Origin of the sequence: Marinitoga piezophila KA3 (assembly GCF_000255135.1) — a bacterium.
GTDB lineage: Bacteria > Thermotogota > Thermotogae > Petrotogales > Petrotogaceae > Marinitoga > Marinitoga piezophila.
The window spans coordinates 116,171-138,283 of the sequence record NC_016751.1 but is presented as its reverse complement, the minus strand read 5'-3'; the positions used below and the strand labels follow the sequence as shown (position 1 = coordinate 138,283).

Annotated in this window: 22 protein-coding genes and 1 tRNA gene; 17 read left to right on the top strand and 6 right to left on the bottom strand. The window is 28.5% G+C overall.

The features are described 5' to 3' along the window. Positions 1–6: 6 nt before the first annotated feature. The 3 genes from gcvH to gcvPB are packed head-to-tail and all read left to right on the top strand — an operon-like array spanning position 7 to position 3,195. The gene (gcvH, locus tag MARPI_RS00715; RefSeq protein WP_171814206.1) at positions 7–372 is read left to right on the top strand and encodes a glycine cleavage system protein GcvH; all 366 of its coding nucleotides are present in this window, start codon (positions 7–9) and stop codon (positions 370–372) included. Between the two features lie 53 nt (positions 373–425). After that, positions 426–1,784 (top strand): aminomethyl-transferring glycine dehydrogenase subunit GcvPA, encoded by a 1,359-nt coding sequence (gcvPA, locus tag MARPI_RS00710; protein ID WP_014295669.1) that lies wholly within the window; start codon positions 426–428, stop codon positions 1,782–1,784. After that, on the top strand, positions 1,768–3,195 hold the full coding sequence (gene gcvPB, locus MARPI_RS00705) for an aminomethyl-transferring glycine dehydrogenase subunit GcvPB (protein ID WP_014295668.1): 1,428 nt from the start codon (positions 1,768–1,770) through the stop codon (positions 3,193–3,195). The genes gcvPA and gcvPB overlap by 17 nt, the downstream gene beginning before the upstream one ends. Positions 3,196–3,254: 59 nt before the next feature. On the opposite strand, the gene MARPI_RS00700 is transcribed toward gcvPB, so the two are convergent. After that, positions 3,255–3,884 carry a DUF6115 domain-containing protein gene (locus MARPI_RS00700; RefSeq protein ID WP_014295667.1) on the bottom strand — a complete coding sequence of 210 codons (630 nt, stop codon included), beginning with the start codon at positions 3,882–3,884 and terminating at the stop codon, positions 3,255–3,257. After that, complete coding sequence (locus tag MARPI_RS00695) at positions 3,881–4,504, bottom strand: DUF4897 domain-containing protein (protein ID WP_014295666.1); 624 nt, start codon at positions 4,502–4,504, stop codon at positions 3,881–3,883. The genes MARPI_RS00700 and MARPI_RS00695 overlap by 4 nt, the downstream gene beginning before the upstream one ends. Before the next feature lie 96 nt (positions 4,505–4,600). Between MARPI_RS00695 and trpS the strand changes: the two genes are divergently transcribed. The 5 genes from trpS to MARPI_RS00670 all read left to right on the top strand — a co-directional run bounded on the left by trpS (position 4,601) and on the right by MARPI_RS00670 (position 7,671). Continuing rightward, the gene (gene trpS / locus MARPI_RS00690) at positions 4,601–5,578 is read left to right on the top strand and encodes a tryptophan--tRNA ligase (RefSeq protein ID WP_014295665.1); all 978 of its coding nucleotides are present in this window, start codon (positions 4,601–4,603) and stop codon (positions 5,576–5,578) included. Positions 5,579–5,582: 4 nt separating this feature from the next. Further along, positions 5,583–6,260 (top strand): segregation and condensation protein A, encoded by a 678-nt coding sequence (locus tag MARPI_RS00685; RefSeq protein WP_014295664.1) that lies wholly within the window; start codon positions 5,583–5,585, stop codon positions 6,258–6,260. Further along, on the top strand, positions 6,250–6,780 hold the full coding sequence (gene scpB / locus MARPI_RS00680) for an SMC-Scp complex subunit ScpB (protein ID WP_014295663.1): 531 nt from the start codon (positions 6,250–6,252) through the stop codon (positions 6,778–6,780). The genes MARPI_RS00685 and scpB overlap by 11 nt, the downstream gene beginning before the upstream one ends. After that, positions 6,743–7,498 carry a pseudouridine synthase gene (locus MARPI_RS00675; RefSeq protein ID WP_014295662.1) on the top strand — a complete coding sequence of 252 codons (756 nt, stop codon included), beginning with the start codon at positions 6,743–6,745 and terminating at the stop codon, positions 7,496–7,498. The genes scpB and MARPI_RS00675 overlap by 38 nt, the downstream gene beginning before the upstream one ends. Before the next feature lie 82 nt (positions 7,499–7,580). Beyond that, a tRNA-Ser gene (locus MARPI_RS00670) sits at positions 7,581–7,671 on the top strand. A gap of 39 nt (positions 7,672–7,710) precedes the next feature. Here the strand turns inward: MARPI_RS00670 and MARPI_RS10565 are convergent. Further along, positions 7,711–8,331, bottom strand: coding sequence for a LexA family protein (locus MARPI_RS10565; RefSeq protein WP_014295661.1), 621 nt, complete (start codon positions 8,329–8,331; stop codon positions 7,711–7,713). Between the two features lie 183 nt (positions 8,332–8,514). On the opposite strand from MARPI_RS10565, the gene MARPI_RS00660 reads away from it, so the two are divergent. Beyond that, positions 8,515–8,760 (top strand): hypothetical protein, encoded by a 246-nt coding sequence (locus MARPI_RS00660; RefSeq protein WP_014295660.1) that lies wholly within the window; start codon positions 8,515–8,517, stop codon positions 8,758–8,760. Between the two features lie 35 nt (positions 8,761–8,795). On the opposite strand, the gene glgP is transcribed toward MARPI_RS00660, so the two are convergent. The 3 genes from glgP to MARPI_RS00645 form a co-directional block, all read right to left on the bottom strand. After that, on the bottom strand, positions 8,796–11,363 hold the full coding sequence (gene glgP, locus MARPI_RS00655) for an alpha-glucan family phosphorylase (RefSeq protein WP_014295659.1): 2,568 nt from the start codon (positions 11,361–11,363) through the stop codon (positions 8,796–8,798). Positions 11,364–11,461: 98 nt separating this feature from the next. After that, positions 11,462–12,799 (bottom strand): 23S rRNA (uracil(1939)-C(5))-methyltransferase RlmD, encoded by a 1,338-nt coding sequence (gene rlmD / locus MARPI_RS00650; protein ID WP_014295658.1) that lies wholly within the window; start codon positions 12,797–12,799, stop codon positions 11,462–11,464. Positions 12,800–12,853: 54 nt separating this feature from the next. Further along, entirely contained in the window at positions 12,854–13,333 is a 480-nt protein-coding gene (locus MARPI_RS00645; protein WP_014295657.1) for a YybS family protein, read from the bottom strand. 70 nt (positions 13,334–13,403) lie between these two features. On the opposite strand from MARPI_RS00645, the gene MARPI_RS00640 reads away from it, so the two are divergent. From MARPI_RS00640 to MARPI_RS00605, 8 genes are read left to right on the top strand one after another with little or no spacing between them, the layout of a single operon-like run. Then, positions 13,404–13,847: a MarR family winged helix-turn-helix transcriptional regulator gene (locus MARPI_RS00640; protein WP_014295656.1), complete on the top strand. Its 444-nt coding sequence runs from the start codon at positions 13,404–13,406 to the stop codon at positions 13,845–13,847. Further along, complete coding sequence (locus MARPI_RS00635; protein ID WP_014295655.1) at positions 13,834–15,525, top strand: PEGA domain-containing protein; 1,692 nt, start codon at positions 13,834–13,836, stop codon at positions 15,523–15,525. The genes MARPI_RS00640 and MARPI_RS00635 overlap by 14 nt, the downstream gene beginning before the upstream one ends. Positions 15,526–15,537: 12 nt before the next feature. Continuing rightward, positions 15,538–17,850, top strand: a complete 2,313-nt coding sequence (locus tag MARPI_RS00630; protein ID WP_014295654.1) for a coiled-coil domain-containing protein — start codon at positions 15,538–15,540, stop codon at positions 17,848–17,850. Further along, positions 17,850–18,656 carry a patatin-like phospholipase family protein gene (locus tag MARPI_RS00625; RefSeq protein ID WP_014295653.1) on the top strand — a complete coding sequence of 269 codons (807 nt, stop codon included), beginning with the start codon at positions 17,850–17,852 and terminating at the stop codon, positions 18,654–18,656. Before MARPI_RS00630 ends, MARPI_RS00625 begins: the two co-directional genes overlap by 1 nt. Continuing rightward, positions 18,643–19,437, top strand: coding sequence for a patatin-like phospholipase domain-containing protein (locus tag MARPI_RS00620; RefSeq protein WP_014295652.1), 795 nt, complete (start codon positions 18,643–18,645; stop codon positions 19,435–19,437). Before MARPI_RS00625 ends, MARPI_RS00620 begins: the two co-directional genes overlap by 14 nt. Next, positions 19,434–20,096, top strand: a complete 663-nt coding sequence (locus tag MARPI_RS00615; RefSeq protein WP_014295651.1) for an LptA/OstA family protein — start codon at positions 19,434–19,436, stop codon at positions 20,094–20,096. Before MARPI_RS00620 ends, MARPI_RS00615 begins: the two co-directional genes overlap by 4 nt. Beyond that, on the top strand, positions 20,093–21,370 hold the full coding sequence (gene serS / locus MARPI_RS00610) for a serine--tRNA ligase (protein WP_014295650.1): 1,278 nt from the start codon (positions 20,093–20,095) through the stop codon (positions 21,368–21,370). The genes MARPI_RS00615 and serS overlap by 4 nt, the downstream gene beginning before the upstream one ends. Next, positions 21,370–22,071, top strand: a complete 702-nt coding sequence (locus tag MARPI_RS00605; RefSeq protein WP_014295649.1) for an RsmE family RNA methyltransferase — start codon at positions 21,370–21,372, stop codon at positions 22,069–22,071. The genes serS and MARPI_RS00605 overlap by 1 nt, the downstream gene beginning before the upstream one ends. Positions 22,072–22,113: the final 42 nt, after the last annotated feature.

Here is a 22,113-nt window from a genome sequence, read left to right as displayed (position 1 = left end):
GAGGGTATGAGAATGAAAAAGTATACAAAAACACATGAATGGGTAGAAGTAGAAGGTAACATTGCAACAATTGGTATAACAGCACATGCAGCAGAAGAACTTGGAGATATAACATATGTTGATTTACCAGAAGAAGGAAAAGAAATCAAAAAAGGTGAAGCTCTTTGTGCTGTTGAATCAGTAAAATCTGCAAGTGATGTTTACTCTCCTGTTTCAGGAAAAGTAATTGAAGTAAATTCAGAACTTGATGCTTCTCCTGAACTAATAAATGATGATGCAGAAAATGCTGGTTGGATTGTAAAAATGGAAATCAGTGATGAAAGCGAATTAGACGAATTATTATCTGAAGAAGAATATAAGAATTCTCTATAATTTCAGGCCCGGTTTTCCGGGTCTTTTGAAATTTTAAAAGTGAGGTGACATTGGTGAAAAAATATCCATACATTCCACATACAGAAGAAGATATTAAAGAAATGATGGAAGTTATTGGAATTAAAAATATTAAGGAATTATATTCAGATATTCCCAAACTTTTTGAAGGTGATTTAAATATTCCTGAATCAAAATCAGAAATTGAAGTAAGAAGAGAAATTATGGAATTGGCTAATAGAACAATAAATCTTGATGAATATGCAATGTTTAGGGGCGCCGGAATTTATAAACATTATATTCCTTCAGCTGTATATCAACTTGCAACCAAAAGAAATTTTTTAACTGCTTATACTCCTTATCAAGCTGAAGTTTCTCAAGGTACATTACAAGCATTATATGAATTTCAAACTGCTATTTGTGAATTAACAGGTATGGAAGTTGCAAACTCTTCAATGTATGACGGAGGAAGTGCTGTAGCAGAAGCTATTTTAATGGCTTCAAGAATAAATAAAAAATATAAAACTTTAGTAGCTTCTTCCTTACATCCTGAATATATTGAGGTTTCAAGAACATACATAGAATCACAGAATCTGGAATTAGAAACTGTAAAATATGATGAAAAAACAGGAAGAATTGATATAGAAGATTTAAAATCAAAATTAACAGAAGATATAAGTTCCGTAGTAATCTCATATCCTAATTTCTTTGGTGTTGTGGAAAATATAAAAGCTATAAAAGAAGTATTACCAGAAAAAGTATTACTTATAGTTAATGCATATCCTATTGCACTTGGATTATTAGAAGCACCCGGAAAACTTGGTGCTGATATTGTAGTTGGCGAAGGACAATCTATTGGAAATTATATGTCTTTTGGCGGTCCAACATTTGGATTTTTTGCTTCTAAAAAGCAATACATAAGACAGATGCCTGGAAGAATTATAGGTGAAACTGTAGATGCTGATGGAAATAGAGGTTTTGTTATGGTTCTTCAAACAAGAGAGCAACACATCAGAAGAGCAAAAGCCACTTCAAATATATGTTCTAACCATGCTTTAATGGCTGTTTTATCTTCCGTTTATCTAAGTGTTGTTGGAAAAGAAGGTTTAGCTGAAATCGCATATCAAAACTATCAAAAAGCACATTATCTTGCTAAAAAATTAATGGAAACAGAAAAGTTTGAACCTGTATTTGAAGGACCTTTCTTTAATGAATTTGTTTTAAAACCAAAATTCGATCTTGATGAATTTAATAAGAAATTATATGAAGAAAAATTTGTTGGTCCATTAAATCTTGGAAAATTCTATAATGAATTAAATAATTATGGTTTATTCTGCGCAACTGAATTAAATACAAAAGAAGAAATTGACTACTTGATTTCTAAGGTAGGTGAAATCGATGAAATTAATCTTTGAAAAGTCAAAAGAAGGAAGAACATCATTTTCATTGCCTAAATTAGATGTACCAGAACAAAAAATCGAAATGGAAGATGAATTAATTAGAAAAGAAAAACCAAATCTTCCACAGGTTTTTGAACTTGAAGTCGTAAGACATTACAATGATTTAGAAAGAAAGAATCATTCTGTTGATAGTGGATTTTATCCATTAGGTTCATGTACAATGAAATATAATCCTATGATTAACGAAGAAATGGCTGGATTATTTAACAACATACATCCATATATAGATGAAGAATATACTCAAGGTGCTCTTGAATTAATGTACAATCTTCAGAATTACCTTGGCGAAATCACTGGTATGGATGCTGTTACATTACAACCTGCAGCAGGTGCTCATGGTGAACTTACAGGAATGCTTATTGTAAGAAAATACATCGATGATAATGGATATACAAATAAAACAAAGGTTATTTTGCCTGACTCAGCTCACGGAACAAACCCTGCATCAGCTAAAATGGCTGGTTTTGATGTTATTGAAGTAAAATCAGGTCCTGATGGAAGGGTTGACCTTGAAGAATTTAAAGAAAAAATGGATGATACTGTAGCAGCTATCATGCTTACAAATCCAAATACTCTTGGTTTATTTGAAAAGGATATTCTTGAAATTGCAAAATTAGCTCATGAACATAATGCCCTTCTTTACTATGATGGAGCTAACTTAAATGCAATAATGGGTAAGGTTAGACCTGGAGATATGGGATTTGATATAGTTCATGTTAACCTTCATAAAACTTTCTCAACTCCACATGGAATGGGTGGACCTGGAAGCGGGCCTGTTGGAGTAAAAGCTAAATTAAAAGATTATTTGCCTAAACCAGTTGTAGACTTAAATGAAGATGGAAAATATTATTTAAACTATGATATCCCTAAAAGTATCGGAAGATTAAGAACATTCTATGGAAATTTCTCTGTAATGGTAAGAGCTTATACTTATATTCTTTCAATGGGTCATGATGGATTAAAATTCGCAAGTGAAATGGCTGTATTAAATGCAAATTATTTAAGAAAGAAATTGGAAAAAGAATTTAAAATTGCTTATGATGAAGTATGCAAACACGAATTTATCATCGATGGAACATTCTTAAAAGAATATGGAGTAAAAACTCTTGATTTTGCTAAAAGGTTGCTTGATTATGGCATTCATCCACCAACAATTTATTTCCCATTGATTGTGCATGAAGCTATGATGATTGAGCCAACAGAAACAGAATCTAAAGAAGAATTAGACCATTTTGTAGATGTTATGCATAAAATATTAGAAGAAGCAAAATCAGATGCAGAAATTCTAAAAGGTGCCCCTCGAAATACACCTGTTAGGAGATTAGATGAAAAGGTTGCTAATAAAGAGTTAAAAGTAAGATTTTAATATAAAATATAGGGAATAGTCAAATGGCTATTCCCTATATTTTATAACAACTAAATTTTTTATTTTTTATTTTTATGGTATAAGTTTATTATAAGTTTTATCTCACCTGATCCTTTATCAAGCATTTTTGCAATTTCCTGTATGCTCATTCCCTTATCATAATATTCAATTATTTTTTCTTTTAAAATTTGTTCCGGACTTTTTTCTTCTTCAATTTCTTTTTCAATTACATGTGTTTTATAATTTTTTTCAATATTTTCTCTGTTGTATCCAATTGATATTTCACGTTGCTGATAATCTATTTTTGGGATATGTTTCTCTTTCATAGGCGAAGACGATTCCGCTAATCTTCTTTTTTCCTGTTTTATCTTTAAATTTGTTCTTTCTCTTTTTAGCTCATCTGTTTTTTTCTCAAGATCAGTAAGCATCGAAAAAGATTTCATATATGCTTCATCGGCATCTTTTATAAGTTGATCAAGAATTTCGATTTTGTTATCTAAAGCCCTTAGTCTTGACGAGGTTATTTTTTGAAAACGTGCTAATAAAGTATTTGTTTGATCCTCAATGGAAGAATCAATTGTTATAGAAAAACTATTAAATTTTTTCCATAATGAAATTAATAAGGAGAGATTAATAAGAGATATAATAGATAATCCTATTAACCATATAAAAATGATTAGCGTTATCATTTTTCAACCCTTTCTAATTTTATTGTTGGAAATTCAATTTCGCCAGCATCCTTCCATAACAAATAATCTTCAGTAATTTCTGTTGGCTGAGGATATGTTTCAATAAACTCCCAATTTTTAGGTTTATAAATATATAATGTAGAATTTGCCAGATTCATTTTTTGTGAATTAAGAGAAAATTCATATTTGTTATTACCTAAATCTTTAATAAATCCAAAAATCACAGCTTTTTCATTGACATATATTGTATAATTATTATTGTTTGTAGTCAATGATGATTCTAAAGATACTAATTTGAAATCACGCCCTGTATTTTCTGTTAATTTTGATAAAAATTGTTCATATGCCTTTCTTTTTTCTTCATCAGGTTTATCATAATTTTCAATTAATCGGTTATAAGATTTTTCATCTTCAGCCTGAATTTCAACTTTAGAAAACATTACAACGCTTTTATCGTCATTTATATAATAATAATTATCGCTTTTTATTACCTTGAAATTTGTTTTCATATTTTTAACCATAAAAATATTTACAATACTTATTGCCAGTATAAATAATAAGGCTATCAAAATAAAATTATTTGAGAAACCTCTTTTCTGTTGAGCATTTGAATCTTTCATTTAAGTTACCCCCTTGAATTTTTATTTTTCATAGTATATAATACCACAAAATGTGGTAAAATAAAAAGAGTAAACGGGAAAAAAGGAGGGTTTTATGTGAGAATTTTAAGTGGTATGCGTGCAACTGGAAAATTACATCTTGGTCATGTTTTGGTGTTAGAAGATTGGAAAAGATTGCAGGATGAAGGAAATGAAACTTTCTTTTTTGTTGCAGACTGGCATGCATTGACCACTCACAAAGAAGAAAGTCATAAGATATACCAATCTACAATTGATATAGTAAGAGGATATCTTGCTGCTGGAATTGATCCAGAAAAATCTGTAATATTTGTTCAATCTGCGATTAAGGAACATGCCGAATTATATCTTTTATTAAATATGCTCGTTTCTGTTAGCAGATTAGAAAGAATACCAACTTATAAAGATTTAAAAGAAAATCTTGAAAATAGGGATTTATCAACTGCTGGATTTTTAACTTATCCAGTTTTGCAAACTGCTGATATTATTTTATATAAAGCAACAGGCGTTCCGGTTGGTGAAGATCAGGTTTATCATATTGAATTAAGTAGAGAAATTGTAAGGAGATTTAATAATTTATATAAAGAAGTATTTCCGGAGCCAGAACCAATTGTTACAAGAATACCAAAATTGCCTGGTACCGATGGTAGGAAGATGTCAAAGAGTTATGGAAACATTATAATGATAGATGAAGACCACGAATCATTGAAGAAAAAGATAATGCCAATGATGACAGATCCTGCAAGAATGAGAAGAACAGATCCTGGCACTCCAGAAAAATGCCCTGTTTGGGAATATCATAAAGCATTTACTTTAAATCAAGAAGAGCTGGATTGGGTTGTAAAAGGATGTACAACTGCTGATATTGGCTGTGTTCAATGTAAAAAATTATTATTAAAAAATATGGAAGAACGTTTAAAACCAATATGGGAAAAATACGAAAAAATTTCAGATGAAGATGTTTTAAATGTGATTCATGAAGGTAATAAAAAGGCCTCCGCTGTAGCGAAAAAAACTATGGAAGAAGTTAAGGAGGCTATGAACCTCAGGTGGTGATTATATGTTTTCCGACATAAATATTGAATTGGATATCTTTTCAGGCCCTTTTGAAGTTTTAGTTGACCTTATAAGAGAAAAAAAGATACCGGTGCGTATGCTACCGGTATCTTATATTGCTGATATATTTAACGAATATATAGAAAAAAATTATGACAATTTAAATGATATTGGTGAGTTCTTAAGAATTGCATCTTATCTAACTTTATTAAAATCAAAAGAATTATTACCAAAAGCCAATGAAGATAAAGAGTTTACACGTCAAAAAAATACATTATATAATATTATCGAGGATTATGATCAAATAAAGAAAGCTATGGAAAAACTTAAGGATAATTTTGGAAAAAATAATACTAAGAAACCCATTAGAGTTAAGGCTATGAGATTTGATAAAAAGAAAATTTATGAACAGTTAGACTTATATATGACAGATTATATACGGCTTCAGCATAAATTAGAAATATTACGTGAAGGTTTTACAGTAGAAGAAGCTATAGAAGAACTTGAAAAAATGGAAAGATTTACTTTACAAGAATTGTATATCCTTTCAAACAAAAATAGATTGAGATTTATAGTTTATTTTCTTGCATCATTGACACTTGTAAGAAATGGCATTCATTATATTAATGAAAATTACGAATTTATTCGTTCTAAAAAAGAGGTGACATTAGGTGCAGAATAAGCATCTTATCCCTATAGTTGAAGCTATGTTATTTTCAAAAAGTTCCGGCTTTTCTGTAAAAGAAATTTCAGAAAAATTGGAAATTTCAGAAGAAAAAGTCAATAGCATTTTAATTGAAATTTGGAAACATTATAATTCAGAATTTCATGGAATAGAACTGGAAATGTTTGAAGGAAAATATAGATTTACTATAAAAAGTGAAATAAAATCTATTTTAAAACCACGCCCAAGAACATTTTCTCTTACTGAATCACAATTTGAAATTCTTGCTATTTTACTTTTAAACGGTCCATCCTCTACAACAGAAATAGAAAAATCACGCGGAAAATCATCATACCATCAAATAAAAAAACTTATGGAAATGGGATTAATTGTTAAAAAAAGAAAAAACAATACAAAAAATAGATTTGTTTATGATCTTTCAGAGACTTTTTTTGAATTATTACCAGAAAAAACTATAGAAGAGTTAAGAGGTGCTAAAATTGATAAAACTTCAGACATTTCTCCAGAAGATAGGTGAAGGTTCTCGAAGAAAAGTTGGAGAAATGATTATCTCGGGAAAGGTAAAAGTAAATGGAAAAACTATCAAAGAACCCTGGTTTTTGCTTTCAGATAAAGATATTATTGAAATAAATAATAAAAAAATATATGTCAGAGAAAAAATAAACGATATAGATAATTATGTATATTATTTATTGCATAAACCTATAGGATATTTATCCTCTCTTTCCGATGATAGAGGAAGAAAAACTATTACTGATCTAATAAAAGGAAAAATACCTGAAAAGGTTTTTCATGTAGGAAGATTGGACTATAATACTTCCGGATTAATGCTCCTTACTAATGACGGAGAATTAGCTAATTTACTTTTACACCCCAAAAAAAAGATTTATAAAACATACAAAGTATTAATTAATAAACATATAAAAAACGAAGATATTGAAAAACTTAAAAATGGGGTAATTATAGAAAATTATAAAACTCAACCTGCCAAAATTGAAAAAATTAGAAAAAAAGGAAAATATTCAGAAGTAATTATTAGTATCCATGAAGGAAAAAAAAGACAGGTAAGATTAATGTTTAAAGTATTAGGATATAATGTACTAAAACTTAAAAGAATTAAGTTTGGTCCTTGGACTGTAAATGAAGTTCCTAATCCCGGAGATATAAAAAAAATTGATAATAAAGATATAAAAAAATTAAAAGATTATTTACAAATGAGAACGAAAAAAGATTAATAATAAATTTTAATTTCGTTTAAATAAAGTAGTTGACTAAAATCAATGTATATGATAAAATATTATGGAAATTAAATATGCTGGAGAGGTGGCCGAGCGGTCGAAGGCGCACGCCTGGAGAGCGTGTGACGGGCACAACCCGTCCGTGGGTTCAAATCCCACCCTCTCCGCCATAATATAAAAAATAGGAGCTTAAGCTCCTATTTTTTATATTAATATCTCCTATATAAGTTCACAACTTTTCCAATTATTTTCCATCTTAAATCTGGAGTTAAAATAATTGGTTCATACTTCGGATTTAAACTATATAACATTATAGTTCCATCAAATGTTTTCCTGAATACTTTAACCAATGCGTCTTCACCATCATTTAATAATGCTATTACCCTATTTCCTGAATCTATATACGATTCCGGATCAACTATTACGTAGTCACCTTCTTTTATTTCTGGTTCCATACTATCCCCAACAACTTCAACTGCAAATGTTCCTTTCCAACCTTTTGGTATATAAATTTCATCAATAGGATAATCTACTGGTTGTGCTGCACCACTCACTCCTGCAGCAACTTTTTCATATACAGGAATTTTTTTCATTTCCACTCTTACATAAGTGTCATTACCTGATATATTATCCAATCCTAGCAAATAATCTGTACTTACATCAAAATATTTTGCCAATTCTATAATTACTTCAGCTGAAGGCTTGTTAATACCTGCTTCAATTCTATATACACTATTTCCCGCTATTCCGATAATAGCTCCAAGTTTTTCTCTTGATATTCCTTTTCTTTCCCTTAATTTTTTTATTCTTTCTCCAATTTCATTCTTCAATTTATTCACCTCACTTTTTTTATATCACTTATATTATACACCATTTTCTACCTTATAGTAGAGTTGTAACATTAAAGTTACTCTTTCTTAATTGTATTAATGAAAAAAATATAGTAATATATAAATGTATTGATTATGATGTAGTAATTAAAAAGTATAAAAATACTAAAAGGAGGAAATAATATGATAAAAAGTGGTGAATTAGTAAAATGGTATGAAGAAAAAAAGCATTATTTTAAAAAATTCTTTATTAATCCAGATAATAATAAGTTTTACCTCGAATTAATTGGTCTGGAAAATGCTATCACAGAAAAAGATTTAACTTCTATTAATTCAATTGAAGAATTAGAAAGATATATTAAATATATTTTCGATATAGAAATTAAAAATATTTTTAAAAATAAAAACAAACAACCTCTTTCAGCATAAACGTAAAAAAAGCGGCTTTAAAAGCCGCCTTTATCTTATTGTGGATATTTTACAAAACCTATTAAATAATGTTGATATGGCATTATAGGATTATATGGAATAACTCTTACATTCCAGCCATACTGCCCTCTTTCATCTATTTCAAATTCACCTTCATACAAATATGTATCTTTATTTACTTCTTTTTTCAACTTCATATCAAACGATTTTAATGTAACTATTTTGTTGTCTTCCAATTTTGCTACAACAATTTGTGTAAGTACAGAATCCGGCCCAATTCCCGGTAAATAAACTTCTGCTTTTACTTCTATTTTTCCACCAGTTGAATATTCAATGTCTTCAGTTACATTTGAAAGAACTTTTATTCTAATATTTCCCCAGTTTTTCTCCAATATTTCTACCCAAGCAGAGAATTTCTTAGCTATTTCAAAATTATCTTTTACAAACTTTTCTCCTAATTCCGCTGCAGTCATATATAATTTTTGTGTATATTCTTTGAGCATTCTATGTGTATTAAAGAATGATGTAACTGATTTTATAGATTCTTTCATTATTTTTATCCATTCTCTTGAAACTCCCAATTCTTCATTATGGTCATAATAAAGAGGTACAATTTCTTTTTCAAGAGTATTATACATTGATGAACTATCTATTCTATCCTGTAATTCAAGGTCTGTGTAATCTCTTTCATCACCTATAGCCCATCCATTTTTTCCATTATAACCTTCAACCCACCAACCATCAAGAACACTAAAGTTCGGAGAACCGTTCATACCAGCTTTTTGACCACTTGTTCCACTTGCTTCTCTTGGTCTTCGTGGATTATTAAGCCATACATCAACACCGGCTACTAAATGCCTTGCAACATTCATATCATAATTTTCAATAAATACTATTTTATCTTTAAATTCAGGCATTCTTGAAATTTCGTAAATTCTTTTTATTAATTCCTGACCTGGTCTATCTGCCGGATGTGCTTTACCCGCAAAAATCAATTGAACAGGTCTTTCTGGATTATTTAAAATTTTACTGAGCCTTTCAAGGTCTTTAAAAATTAATGTAGCTCTTTTATATGTTGCAAATCTTCTTGCAAAACCTATTGTTAAAGCCTTTGGATTAAGAATATTTTCTATTTCTTCAAGTTGTTCTACTGTTTCACCATGTCTCATTCTTTGTTCTTTAGTTCTTTGATGTACAAATTCAATTAATTTTTTCTTTAAAGATTTTCTTACATTCCATAATTCTTCATCTGGAATCTCATCAATTTTTTTCCATAAATCAGGATCATCAATCTTTTCATGCCAGTCTTTTCCAAGATAATGAGCAAATAAATCCTGTAATTCTTTGGAAATCCATGTTGTTGCATGAACACCATTTGTTACATGTGTAATTGGAACCTCAACTGCTTCAAGTCCTTTCCATATGTCTTTTGCTAAATCCCGTGATACTTCACCATGTAATTTACTTACTCCGTTTGCTCTTGAGGATAAATTTAAAGCTAATGTTGTCATTGAAAATAATTCAGAACCATCAGCCCTTATTTCAGCTCCTAAGTCAAGAAATTCCCTTCTTGATGCTTTAAGTTGTGGCCAATAATCTTTGAAATATTTATCCATTAAATGAAAAGGAAATGCATCATGACCTGCTGGAACAGGAGTATGTGTTGTAAATACCGCACCAGCTTTTGCTGCTTGAACTGCTTCTCTAAATGTTAAACCGTGTTCCTGAACAAATTCTCTAATTCTTTCTAAACCTAAAAATGCAGAATGACCTTCATTCATATGCCATACCGATGGGTTATATCCAAGAGTTCTTAATGCTCTAACTCCTCCAATACCCAAAAGCATTTCCTGCCTTATTCGCATTTCCTGATCCCCGCCATATAATTGGTAGGTAATCATTCTATCTTCAGGATCATTTTGCGGAATATCTGTATCAAGATAAATTAAATTTATTCTTCCAACGGATAATTTCCATATCTTCGCATAAACTTTTCTATTATCCATTTCTACTGTTATATAAATTTCATTTCCTTCATCATCTTTTACTGGAACTACAGGAAAATTATCAAAATCATAAGGATTAAAAATAGCTTCCTGCCAGCCTTCAGAATTAATCCTTTGTTCAAAGTATCCCTGTTTATACAAAAGTCCAACAGCAACCAATGGAATTCCCAAATCACTTGCTGATTTTAAATGATCACCAGCTAATACACCTAATCCTCCAGAATAATTTGGAAATGATTCATGTAATCCATATTCAGCACAAAAATATGCAAATTCTCCACCTTTATATTGTTTATGTGTGGATTTAAACCATGTATTTTCAGCTTTCATATAATTTTCAAATTTTTCCACTACCTGAGAGTATAAACTCAATATAGCCTGATTTTGCGCTGCCTCGTTCAATTTTTTCTGGCTTACCTTTTTTAAAAATGCAACAGGATTTCTATTTACTTCAACCCATAAATCTTCATCAATTCTTTCAAAAATCTCCTGTGCATCATAATTCCAGGTCCACCAGAGATTTCTACTTAATTCTGGTAATTTTTTTAAATTTTCAGGCACTTTTGGTAATACATTTATCCTTGAAATAAATTCCATGGAAAGGCCTCCCTCCAATTTTTAATTTTAACAATACATATTATACCAAAAAAAGGTGTCTCAATTCAATATCTAAAGAAAAATTAAAATAATCAGGTTTATTTACTGTTTTTCAACTTTAAAAACGCAAAATTTTCTATATGAAAAGTATTTGGGAACATATCGAAAGGCTTTATTTTTTCTATATTATAGAATTCTTGCATTTTTGATAGATCTCTTGCCAGAGTGCTTGGATCACAGGATAAATAAAAGATATATTTAGGTTTCAATTCTGTTATCTTTGTTAAGATTTTCTTACTCAATCCACTTCTTGGCGGATCAAGAATGATTAAATCCAATTTTTTATCATAATTTTCTATAAATTTTTCCACATCTTCTTTTACGAAACTAACATTTTTTATGTTATTTATATTCGCATTTGCTTTGGCAGCTTTTACAGACACATTATTACTTTCAACACCTGTAATGTGTTTTAATAGTGGGGCAAGATATATTGAAAATAGTCCAACTCCAGAATATAAATCTAATGCTGTTCCAGAAATTTTTTCAGATTTTACTATTTCAACAAACTCCTCTAAAATTTTCTTCGTTATAAAATAATTATTTTGAAAGAATGCTGTTGGTGGAATTTGATATTCAAAACCATCAAAATCCTCTTTTATTACTCCTTCACCTCTTAATGTTTTATATGGTCCTCTTAAAACAACAGAATCAGAACCATTCATGACATGGATAAAAGAATCTGCTTTTATATTTTTTAATATTAATTCCTTAAACTTCTTATAATTAGAAATGTATTCTGTTTTTGTTATAAAGATAGCCATAATCTCATTTTTTGAAAATGATTTTCTTAATACAAGATGTTTAAATTCACCTTTTTTTCTTTTTGGATTGTATATCTTCATATCCAGAGCTTCAAATATTTTTTTTACCTCTGTAATTATTCTATTAAATTCTTTTGGAGCTAATAAACAATTTTTTATATCTATAATTTCATTACTATTTCGTTGTTTTAATCCTAATTTTACTTCACCATTTTTATAAGCAAATGCAAATTCCATTTTGCTTCTATAATGGTTTATTTCATCAGATGGCACTACATTTTCTACAAGAGATTCATCGATTTTACCAATTCTTTTCATTTGTTCTTTTACAATGCTTTTTTTTATTTCCAATTGTTTTGAATAATCCATATCCAATAATTGACAACCACCACATTCATAAAAATGCGGACATACCGGTCTATTCCTATATGGTGCCTTTTCAAGATATTCAACAACTTCTGCAAAATACACATCTTTTTTATTATATTTTGTTTTTATCCTTACAAACTCACCAGGATATGCATGTTCAACCATATAAATTTTATTGTCATATCTGGCAAACCCATATCCTCCATATACCATTTTTTCTATAACAAGATCAATATAATCCATATCTCTCACCTCATTTTTATTTTTTATATTTAAATTATTATTTTTATTTCATTTTTACGCCTTTTTTTGATAAAATATAGTAGGTAGTTTATTGAGAATAAGTTTTGATATTCTACTATAATAAAATTTTATACTAATATATGCACCAGCTCCAATTAACGGCCAAAGATATCTGAATATTACTACATTAAAAAAAGATTTATACATAAAATAGGAAGACGCCACTGGTACGAGAAAAAATAAAATGTGGAGTATTTTCTTTTTTTTATCAACTACCAACCCCAAAACCGGCGGAAGTAAAAATGTGGTAAAAAATATCATTCCAAAAAGATCATTTATCATTAAAATTAAAAAACCCGTAGTTATTACAGAAATAATAAAATATTTCATATCCGTCAATTCATATACCAATACAAGCGGAATTAAACTAAAAAAAGAAATTAAAATACCAAATACAGGTATAAACATTTGAGCTGAAAATAATAATACCGCCAAAACGCTTAGTATAGCTGAGTAACTTATACTTTTCCCCATTTTAATACCTCTCTTTCTAAATATATATTATGAAATTATTAATAAAACAAAATAAGATAGGAGGAACATTATGGAAAAAACAAGAGTTCAAAACTTCGAAAAAATTATACGCGATATATGTTTCAAAGTTAAAGTTGAAGGAAGAAAAATTATAAAAAACAGTGATATTTCCCCTGCACAATTTGATTTACTCCAAATTTTATATTTCAGAGGTCCAAAAAGAGTCACAGATATCAGCCTTATTTTAGGAATTACTAAAAGTACTACAACAGGTCTTATTAATAGATTAGAAGCTTCTGGCTATTTAGAAAAAGTAAAAGATAAAAGAGATAAAAGAGTTACTACAATAACTATAACAGAAAAAGGTAAAAATGTTATTGATGAGGTTATAAAAGCTCGTGTTGAATTTATGCAAAAGGTTTTAGATAAAATGAAAAAACCAGAAGAAGTTATGGATCGTCTCGAGTGTCTTGATAAAATGATAAATGAGGTGAGGGAAAATGAAAAAGAATAAAATATTCCTGCTTTTATTTTTTATTGTCTTTAGTATATTATCCTTTTCATATCAATTAAAAATTTTTGCTCCAAAAGGTGCTTTAATCTATATCGATGGTCAGTATATTAAAGCTGTAAAAAATACTTTTGAATCCATCGATATTTCATCTGGAACTCATACAGTTACTATAAAAAAGTTTGGATATGAAGATTACATCAAAACCATGGATATTTCTTCTGATACCGAACTTAGGGTCTCTTTAATTCCTCTTGCCTCATTAAAAATTATATCAAATATTGAGCAATTTTATGTACAATATAACAATAAAAAATTCCTGGTAAATAATCATGATACGATAACAGTTCCAGTTAATATTAAAGATTTTTATTTTACTTTTGACAATTATAAACCTCAAAAATTACAAATTGACTTAAAACCTTTCGAAACCAGAGAATTATATTTAACCTTTATACCTGAAGGCATGATAAAAATAACTTCCAATCCAACATCAATATTATATATTAACAATGTAAAGATTGGTGAAACACCTTATTCTACAGTTTTAAATAAAGGAGTAAACTATAAACTAAAATTTGAGCGTAAAGATTATATCACTATTGAAAAAAACATTAATATTACTGAAAAAGTTAAAGATATATCTGTTCAATTAAAAAAGGGAATTAATTTATATGTGGACTCTTCACCAAGAAATGCTCTTGTTGTTATTAATAATAAAAAATACGGATATACACCTGGTAATTTCGTAGTCCCAGAAGGAACATTAAATATTGTAGTTTCTAAAATTGGATATATTTCAAAAAGACTAACCATAAACCTTGATAAAAAAACAAAATCCAAACAGTTATTTTTCGAATTATACGAAAATAGCAGAACTGTATTCTTTAAGGATGTCAAAAATTTAGAATTTTATCTTGATGGAAAATATATTGGCAAAGAAGTTGAGGAATTAGAATTAGATGGGATGCCGCATATTATAGAAATTGTATCTAAAAACGATAAAAATCTCTTTTTTAGATATATTATACATAAAGACGATCCAAAACAAATTGTTTTAAATCCAAAATTATATACATCTATAGAAGTTTTATCTTCAATTGATAAAGTCTTAACCTACATAGGTGATAAATTCGCATTTACTCCTTCAACAATATTGATAGATACAATGCAGGAAACCAAAAAAATTGATATTTATTATTTAAACGCAAAAAAAATGACAACTATTAGAAAAAATAGATCACAAACTGTATTTTTAACAGAAGATAAAAATGTTGGGGCGCTTTCATTATTTACAACATCTTCCAGAGCTTTAATATATATAGACGGAAATTATGAAAATACTGGATATCTAATAGGAAAAGTTTTAAAAACTGGAACACATAACATCACTTTTAAATTTCCTGATGGAAATATATATAATATAGATGTTTCTATTTCACAATATAATCATAAGGTTGTTTTCTTCTCGAGAGCAAATCTTGTACCCGTAAAAATATACAATAGAAAAGGATATGATTTATTTGTTGATGATGTAAAATATACAGGTTCAGAAGTAAATTTAAGGTTGGAATACGGTGTCCATAAAATTGCATTATATAAAGGAAATTTAAAAATCAAAGAAAAATACATTTATTTCACCGACGAAGGAAAATTTATTAACGTCGATAATTGGTATTAAGGGGGCTTTTATATGAAAAAAAGTTTTGTTATAGCATTAATTATTTTATTATTAAATACTTTAATTTTCGCTGAACTTGTTGATGTAAAACCTGCATCTCCTGTTTATCCACATGTACTAAAAGTAATAAATGCTGGTATTATGGATACGGACACTCAGGGAAAATTTAATGGTGCAATATCTGTTTCAAGATATGATCTTGCTATTTTTGGTTCTAAATTTCTTGATTATTTAGATGAAAATTATAAATTAAAAATTGAAACTATGGATGCTTCATTATCCAAGTTATTAAACGAAAAATTACCCGACAGAGTATACACTCTTGAAAATTTTATTTTTTCTCTTGATACTGATTATAAAAATACAAAAAATACAGTTTCAGAACTCAGTAAAGATGTATATTATTTAAAGCAGGCTATATCTATTAACTCTACTGAAACTAATAATCCAATTTTTAAAGCTATAGCTCAAAACGCTTCTATGATAGCCCAAAAAAAATCAGAAGAAACAATTAAGCAGTTATATGAAACAACACTTGCTACAATGATTACTTTTAGCAACAGAATGGATGAATTTGAAAAAAGCGTTGAACAGCTGGCAGAAGAATTTTCAAAAACCAAAGAATATATGATTAATACTCTTGATGATTATTTAAACAAAGAAAAAAATTATTATAAGTCATATATAGATGAACTATTTGAAAAAGAAAAAACCGGTCTAAAAGTTTATATTACAAATGAAATTTCTTCTCAAATTAGATGGAAGGGTAATACCGATGAAGCCACAATAACGCAATTGATGAATGAAATCAATACATTAAAAAATCAAATTGCCTCTTCAAATACATATGTAGATGATATTATCCAACAAAAATTTGATTTTGAAGTAAAACCTTTAATGGAGCTTACTTCAAAAATTCCAGAACTTGATAATCAAATTAAAATATTAAACGATAAAATAACAAAACTTGAAACTTCTGGAGTAAACATTTCAAATTCAGCAACTCTTTCAAATGATACGTTGTTATATAAAAAATTAAGAGATATTGATATGAAAGTAAATTCTTTACAGTCCTTACAAATAAAAGTTGAAGAACTTGAAAAAGCTGTAAATTCTTATTCCGCTATTTTAACTGATACAACTAATAGACTTAATAATATTGATAATAGAATCTTAGATATTCAAAAAAATATGAGTTCTTTAAAATCTGGAAATGGTGGAACTGTTCCTTCAGAAATTATCGATAGAATTGCTGTATTGGAAAATAGAGTATCCAATATAGAACGTCTTGAAAATGCGGCAGATGAAATTGATAAATTTAGTAAACAATTACAAAATTTCGATCAGAGAATAGGGTTACTTGAAGGTGCTGCTTTTGGTAAAGAAAATGAAAGCCTTTCAAATTTATTCACACGTCTTGACCAGATTGAATCAAGAATTAACACAAATGATTATGCTGTTTCTAATTTAACAGCTCAAGTTTTGAATATGTCAAAAGATCTCGATGCTTTCAGAGAAGCAGTAAAGGCAAGTGGCGTTAAAGACTCCTCTGAACTTTTAAAACAAATTGCTGAAGCTTTACCAAAAATAAATAATATTGAGGAATTGAGCAATAAAAATTATCAGGATATTCAGAAAATCAATGCTGATTTAAAATTAGTCTCTGAATTATCAGAACAGGTAAGAAATTTAAATAATATTGTTCAGTCATTGGCAATACAACCACCAACACAAAAATTACAAAATGAGGTTATTGCGAATTCAAAAACACTTTTTGAATTAAAAAGCGATTTCGATAAAAAATCAGCAAAAATCGATACATTAGAAAACAGATTAAAATCATTAGAAAAATCCATCTATACACTTGAAAATCTTCCTTCAAACAATCAAGATGCTTTAATAAATATAATAGATGATATGGTTTCACAGGAATTAATGAAAAAATCTGACGACATAAAAAATTATATTTATATGCAAATAAAAGATGATTTAATTAAGGAAAACATGAAATCATTAGAAGCTATAGTAACAAGATTAAACAACTTAGAAAATAAAGTAAACATGTCTGTTGATTCTTCTTATCTTGGCGATAAAATCTATAAAATAGAAGATGATATAACTGCTTTAAAAACTAAAAATAATCAGCTGGAAAATGAAATTCTTGAAATGAAAAAGAGCGAAATGTCTAATGATGCTTTAAATAGACGTCTTCAAAACCTTGAAGAACAATTACATTCACAAAATTTAATGTCTAACGTAATATATGCATTAATAGGTGGTGTAGTAGGCGGAATTGCAGTTTATATCCTATTAGGAGGGTTCTAATGAAAAAAGAATACGGATTAGCGCTTGGAAGCGGCGGAATAAGGGGAATGGCACATATAGCATTAATTGAATATCTTGAAAATAAATATGAAATGCACCCAGTTGTAATAACTGGGTGCAGTGCTGGTTCATTAATAGGTGGATTATATGCTTTAGAACCAGATATAAATTCAGTATATAAAAAACTTTCTTATTCATTAAAAAATTTTGATACTGAAATAAAATCTATGAAAAAAAGTCTTGATTCAAAAATTTCTGGATTTACAAAATTGCTTTCCTCCATGGGAATTATGAAAAATGAAGTTCTATTTAGAATGTTAAAACCTTTGTTTTATAAGAAAAAATTTTCTGATTGTAAGATACCTTTTGGTGTTGTTGCTCTAAATATCGAAGAAGAAAAAACAGAAGAAATCACAGAAGGATATCTATTAGATGCCATTATGGCATCTTCAAATGTTCCTGGTGCTTTTACACCTACATTATTAGGGGGAATGGAATTATTAGATGGCGGAGTGCTTGAAGAAGTCCCAATACAACTTTGCAGAAAAATGGGAGCGAATTATGTTGTAGCTTCACATATTCCTTCTACGAATAAAAGTTTAAGTAGTGGATTTAATTATATAAATTATATTTCATCATTGAGTATAGATTTAGTTACAGATTTAAAACTTTCAGATGCTGATGAACCATATATATTTGAATCACAATATTCATGGTATGAGTTTGATAAATACGAGGAAATTTACAACGAGGCAAAGACCAAACTAGCCCAACAAAAGAGTGGTGAAATAAATGTCGCAAATTAAAATTGCTTCTGGTGATTTTAAATACGGATTGTACTGGAATGCTGGAGTTGTTTCTTCTTTTTATGAAAAAAAATTAAATCCATTCTTAAAATTATCCGGTATAAGCGTTTTAATGCCGTTCTTTATTTCGAAATATAAAAGAAATTTTTTTGGAAAAATGATTGAATTCATTGAAAATACAAAAATTTTAAATAAGTTTGTGTTTAAAGACAGAATATATGAAAATTTATATAATCAAGCAACTGCGTTATTAAAATTAAACAAAAAAAAGCAATTTGAGTTCGAATCACATACAGAACTCACTAAAGAATTAAAAGCATATTTTGGAAATACAAAATTATCAGATTTAGGAGATTTTTTTCTAATCGAAGCATATGATATAAAAGATAATACAATATATTATTTTCAAAGAGAAGAATTATTCGTTGATGCATTAGTAGCCTCATTATCTTCACCTCCATATTTCAAATACTATGAATATAATGACAAATTTTTAATTCCCAGTGCAGAAATTTCACTATCGCCATTAAATATAGAAAATTATGACATAATAACCTCTTATGAATGTTCAATAAAATTACCAAAACCAAGAAATGGTGCTGAAATATTACTTTATTCGTTCTTTTTGAGAAAAAAGGAATTATTTGGTATAATTACTAAAGATAAAGATGTAATCTGCCCTCAAAAAGTGGAATTCTCTGCTTTAAATGCAAAAACTTATATGTACGCAAAAAGATTAGCTGACAAATGGATTAGCGATAAATTGGAGGGAAACAAATGAAAAAATGGTTGTTTTTATTAATCAGTGTTCTTTTATTTTCCATTGCACTTGCTGATACTATTCATGTAAGTGCAATAACCGTTAATGGTGGAGATGATTTTTATGTACTAAAAAATGATGTAAAGGTTATTAAAAATGATTTAGAAGTATTAACAGACCTCGCTACCGTAACTTTAGTAAATGAAGAATGGCGAAACCTCGAATCTTCAGGTGATATTTTTATTAAAACAGATACTATGGAAGCAACTTCTAATCTTTTAAAATATGATTTAAAAAAGGATATAGGTACTCTTTCAGGCGATGTTGAAACTACAATAAAATTAAAAGAAGACAATAAAATTATATATATTTTTTGTGATAAAATTGAATTTAATAATAAAGATAAAACATATTCTGGAAATATGAAAAGTGATGATGGTTTAGTAAAAATTTTAAAAGATGATTATGTAATTTTCGCAAAAAGTTTTGAATACGATGAAAATACAAAAATTCTTGTATTAAAGGATAATGTAACAATAAAAAATGATGTAAAAAAGATAAATATGAAAACATCAAAAGCTACCTTTAAAACAGATAAAAACGAAATATCTGCACAAAGAGTACAATTAACTCTTGAAATAAAAAATGATAATGAAAAAGAAGAGGAGGAAAATAAATGATAGATATAAAATTAATAAGAAGAAGTCCTGAAATTATCATTGAAGCTTTAGAAAAGAGAAATCATGAAACCGATTTAATCAATCGTATAAGAGAATTAGATGAAGAAAAACGTGAATATCAAAGAGAAGTTGAAGCTTTAAGAGCTGAAAGAAATACATATTCTAAACAACTTGCTAAATTAAAAGCAGAAGGAAAAATGGAAGAATTTGAAGAATTATCAAAAAAATCCAAAAGAATTGCTGATAAAATCAAAGAACTTGAATCAAAAATGAATGAAATTGAAGATAAAATACATATAAAATTACTATACATTCCTAATATTCCTGACGAAAGTGTTCCCGTGGGAAAAGATGAAAAAGATAATGTCGAGATAAGAAAATGGGGAACCCCTACAACATTTGACTTTAAACCAAAAGCACATTGGGATTTAGGTCCTGATTTAAAAATGCTTGATTTTGAAAGAGCTTCAAAATTAAGTGGTTCAAGATTTTCAATTATAAAGTCTCAACTTGCAAGATTAAATAGAGCTTTAATCAACTTTATGCTTGATGTCCATACACAGCAACACGGTTACACTGAAATTGTTCCACCACATCTTGTAAAACGAGATACAATGCTTGGAACAGGCCAATTGCCAAAATTCGAGGAAGATGCATACAATACAAAAGATGACGATTTATTCTTAATTCCAACAGCAGAAGTTGCTCTTGCTGGAATGCATCAAAATGAGATTTTAAGCTTTAAAGAGCTCCCTTTAAAATATGTTGCATATACACCATGTTATAGAAGAGAAGCAGGAAGTTATGGTAAAGACGTTAGAGGAATGATCAGGCAACATCAATTTGATAAAGTTGAATTATTCTGGTACTCAGAACCAGAAAAATCCGAAGAAGCCCTTGAAGAATTAACTTCACATGCTGAAAAAATATTACAATTATTGAAATTACCATATAGAGTAATTACCTTATGTACAGGTGATTTAGGATTTGCAGCAGCAAAAACATATGATTTAGAAGTATGGCTTCCAAGTTATAATGCATACAAAGAAATCTCTTCATGTAGTAATGTAAAAGATTTCCAGGCAAGAAGAGGAAATACACGTTATAGAATGAAAAATAACAAAATGGCATATGTTCATACATTAAATGGTTCAGGATTAGCTATTGGAAGAACTTTAGTGGCTATTATGGAAAATTATCAGTTACCAGATGGAAGAATAAAGGTTCCTGAAGTATTGGTTCCATATATGAATGGCCTGGAGGTTATAGGCTAATGCCCAATGCCTTTTATGGTATTCTTTCTGATGAAAATTCAATTATACTTGATAAAAATGAAACTGCTCATCTTAAAATAGTGAGAATAAATATCGGCGAAGAAATCACCGTATATGATGGCACAGGAAATATTTATACATGCATAGTAGAAAAAATCTCAAAAAATCAAACAAAATGCAGAGTTTTAAATATACAAAATTACAATAAAGAATATAAACCAGAAATTGATTTTTACATTGGTGCCAGTAAATTCGATAGAATGAAAATTTTAATTGAAAAACTCGTTGAATTAAGAGTAAATAGAATACATATATTCCACGGTAAAAAATCTCAATTAACATTTAAAAATCTGGAAAAATTTAAAAAAGTAATAATAGAAAGTTCTAAACAATCTGAAAATCCAAAATTTCCTGAGATTTCATTTACTGACTTTAAAAAGATAAACAAGTTAGAAAATGCTATATTACTGGATTTAAAATCTTCTTTATCATTAAATGAAGCACTTTCATTAGAATATTTTAAAAAAAATAAAAAGATTTCTGTTATACTTGGTCCTGATATGGGATTTTCAAATGATGAACTGGAAAATGTTTCAAATAACATTATAAAGGTTAATCTCGGAAAAACTACTATGAGATTTGAAACAGCTGGAATATATGTAATGAGTATTCTTAATTATTTTTATAATAGACTTTATTAAGAACTTTTATCCCCTTTTATAAGTCATATTTAATGACTACAT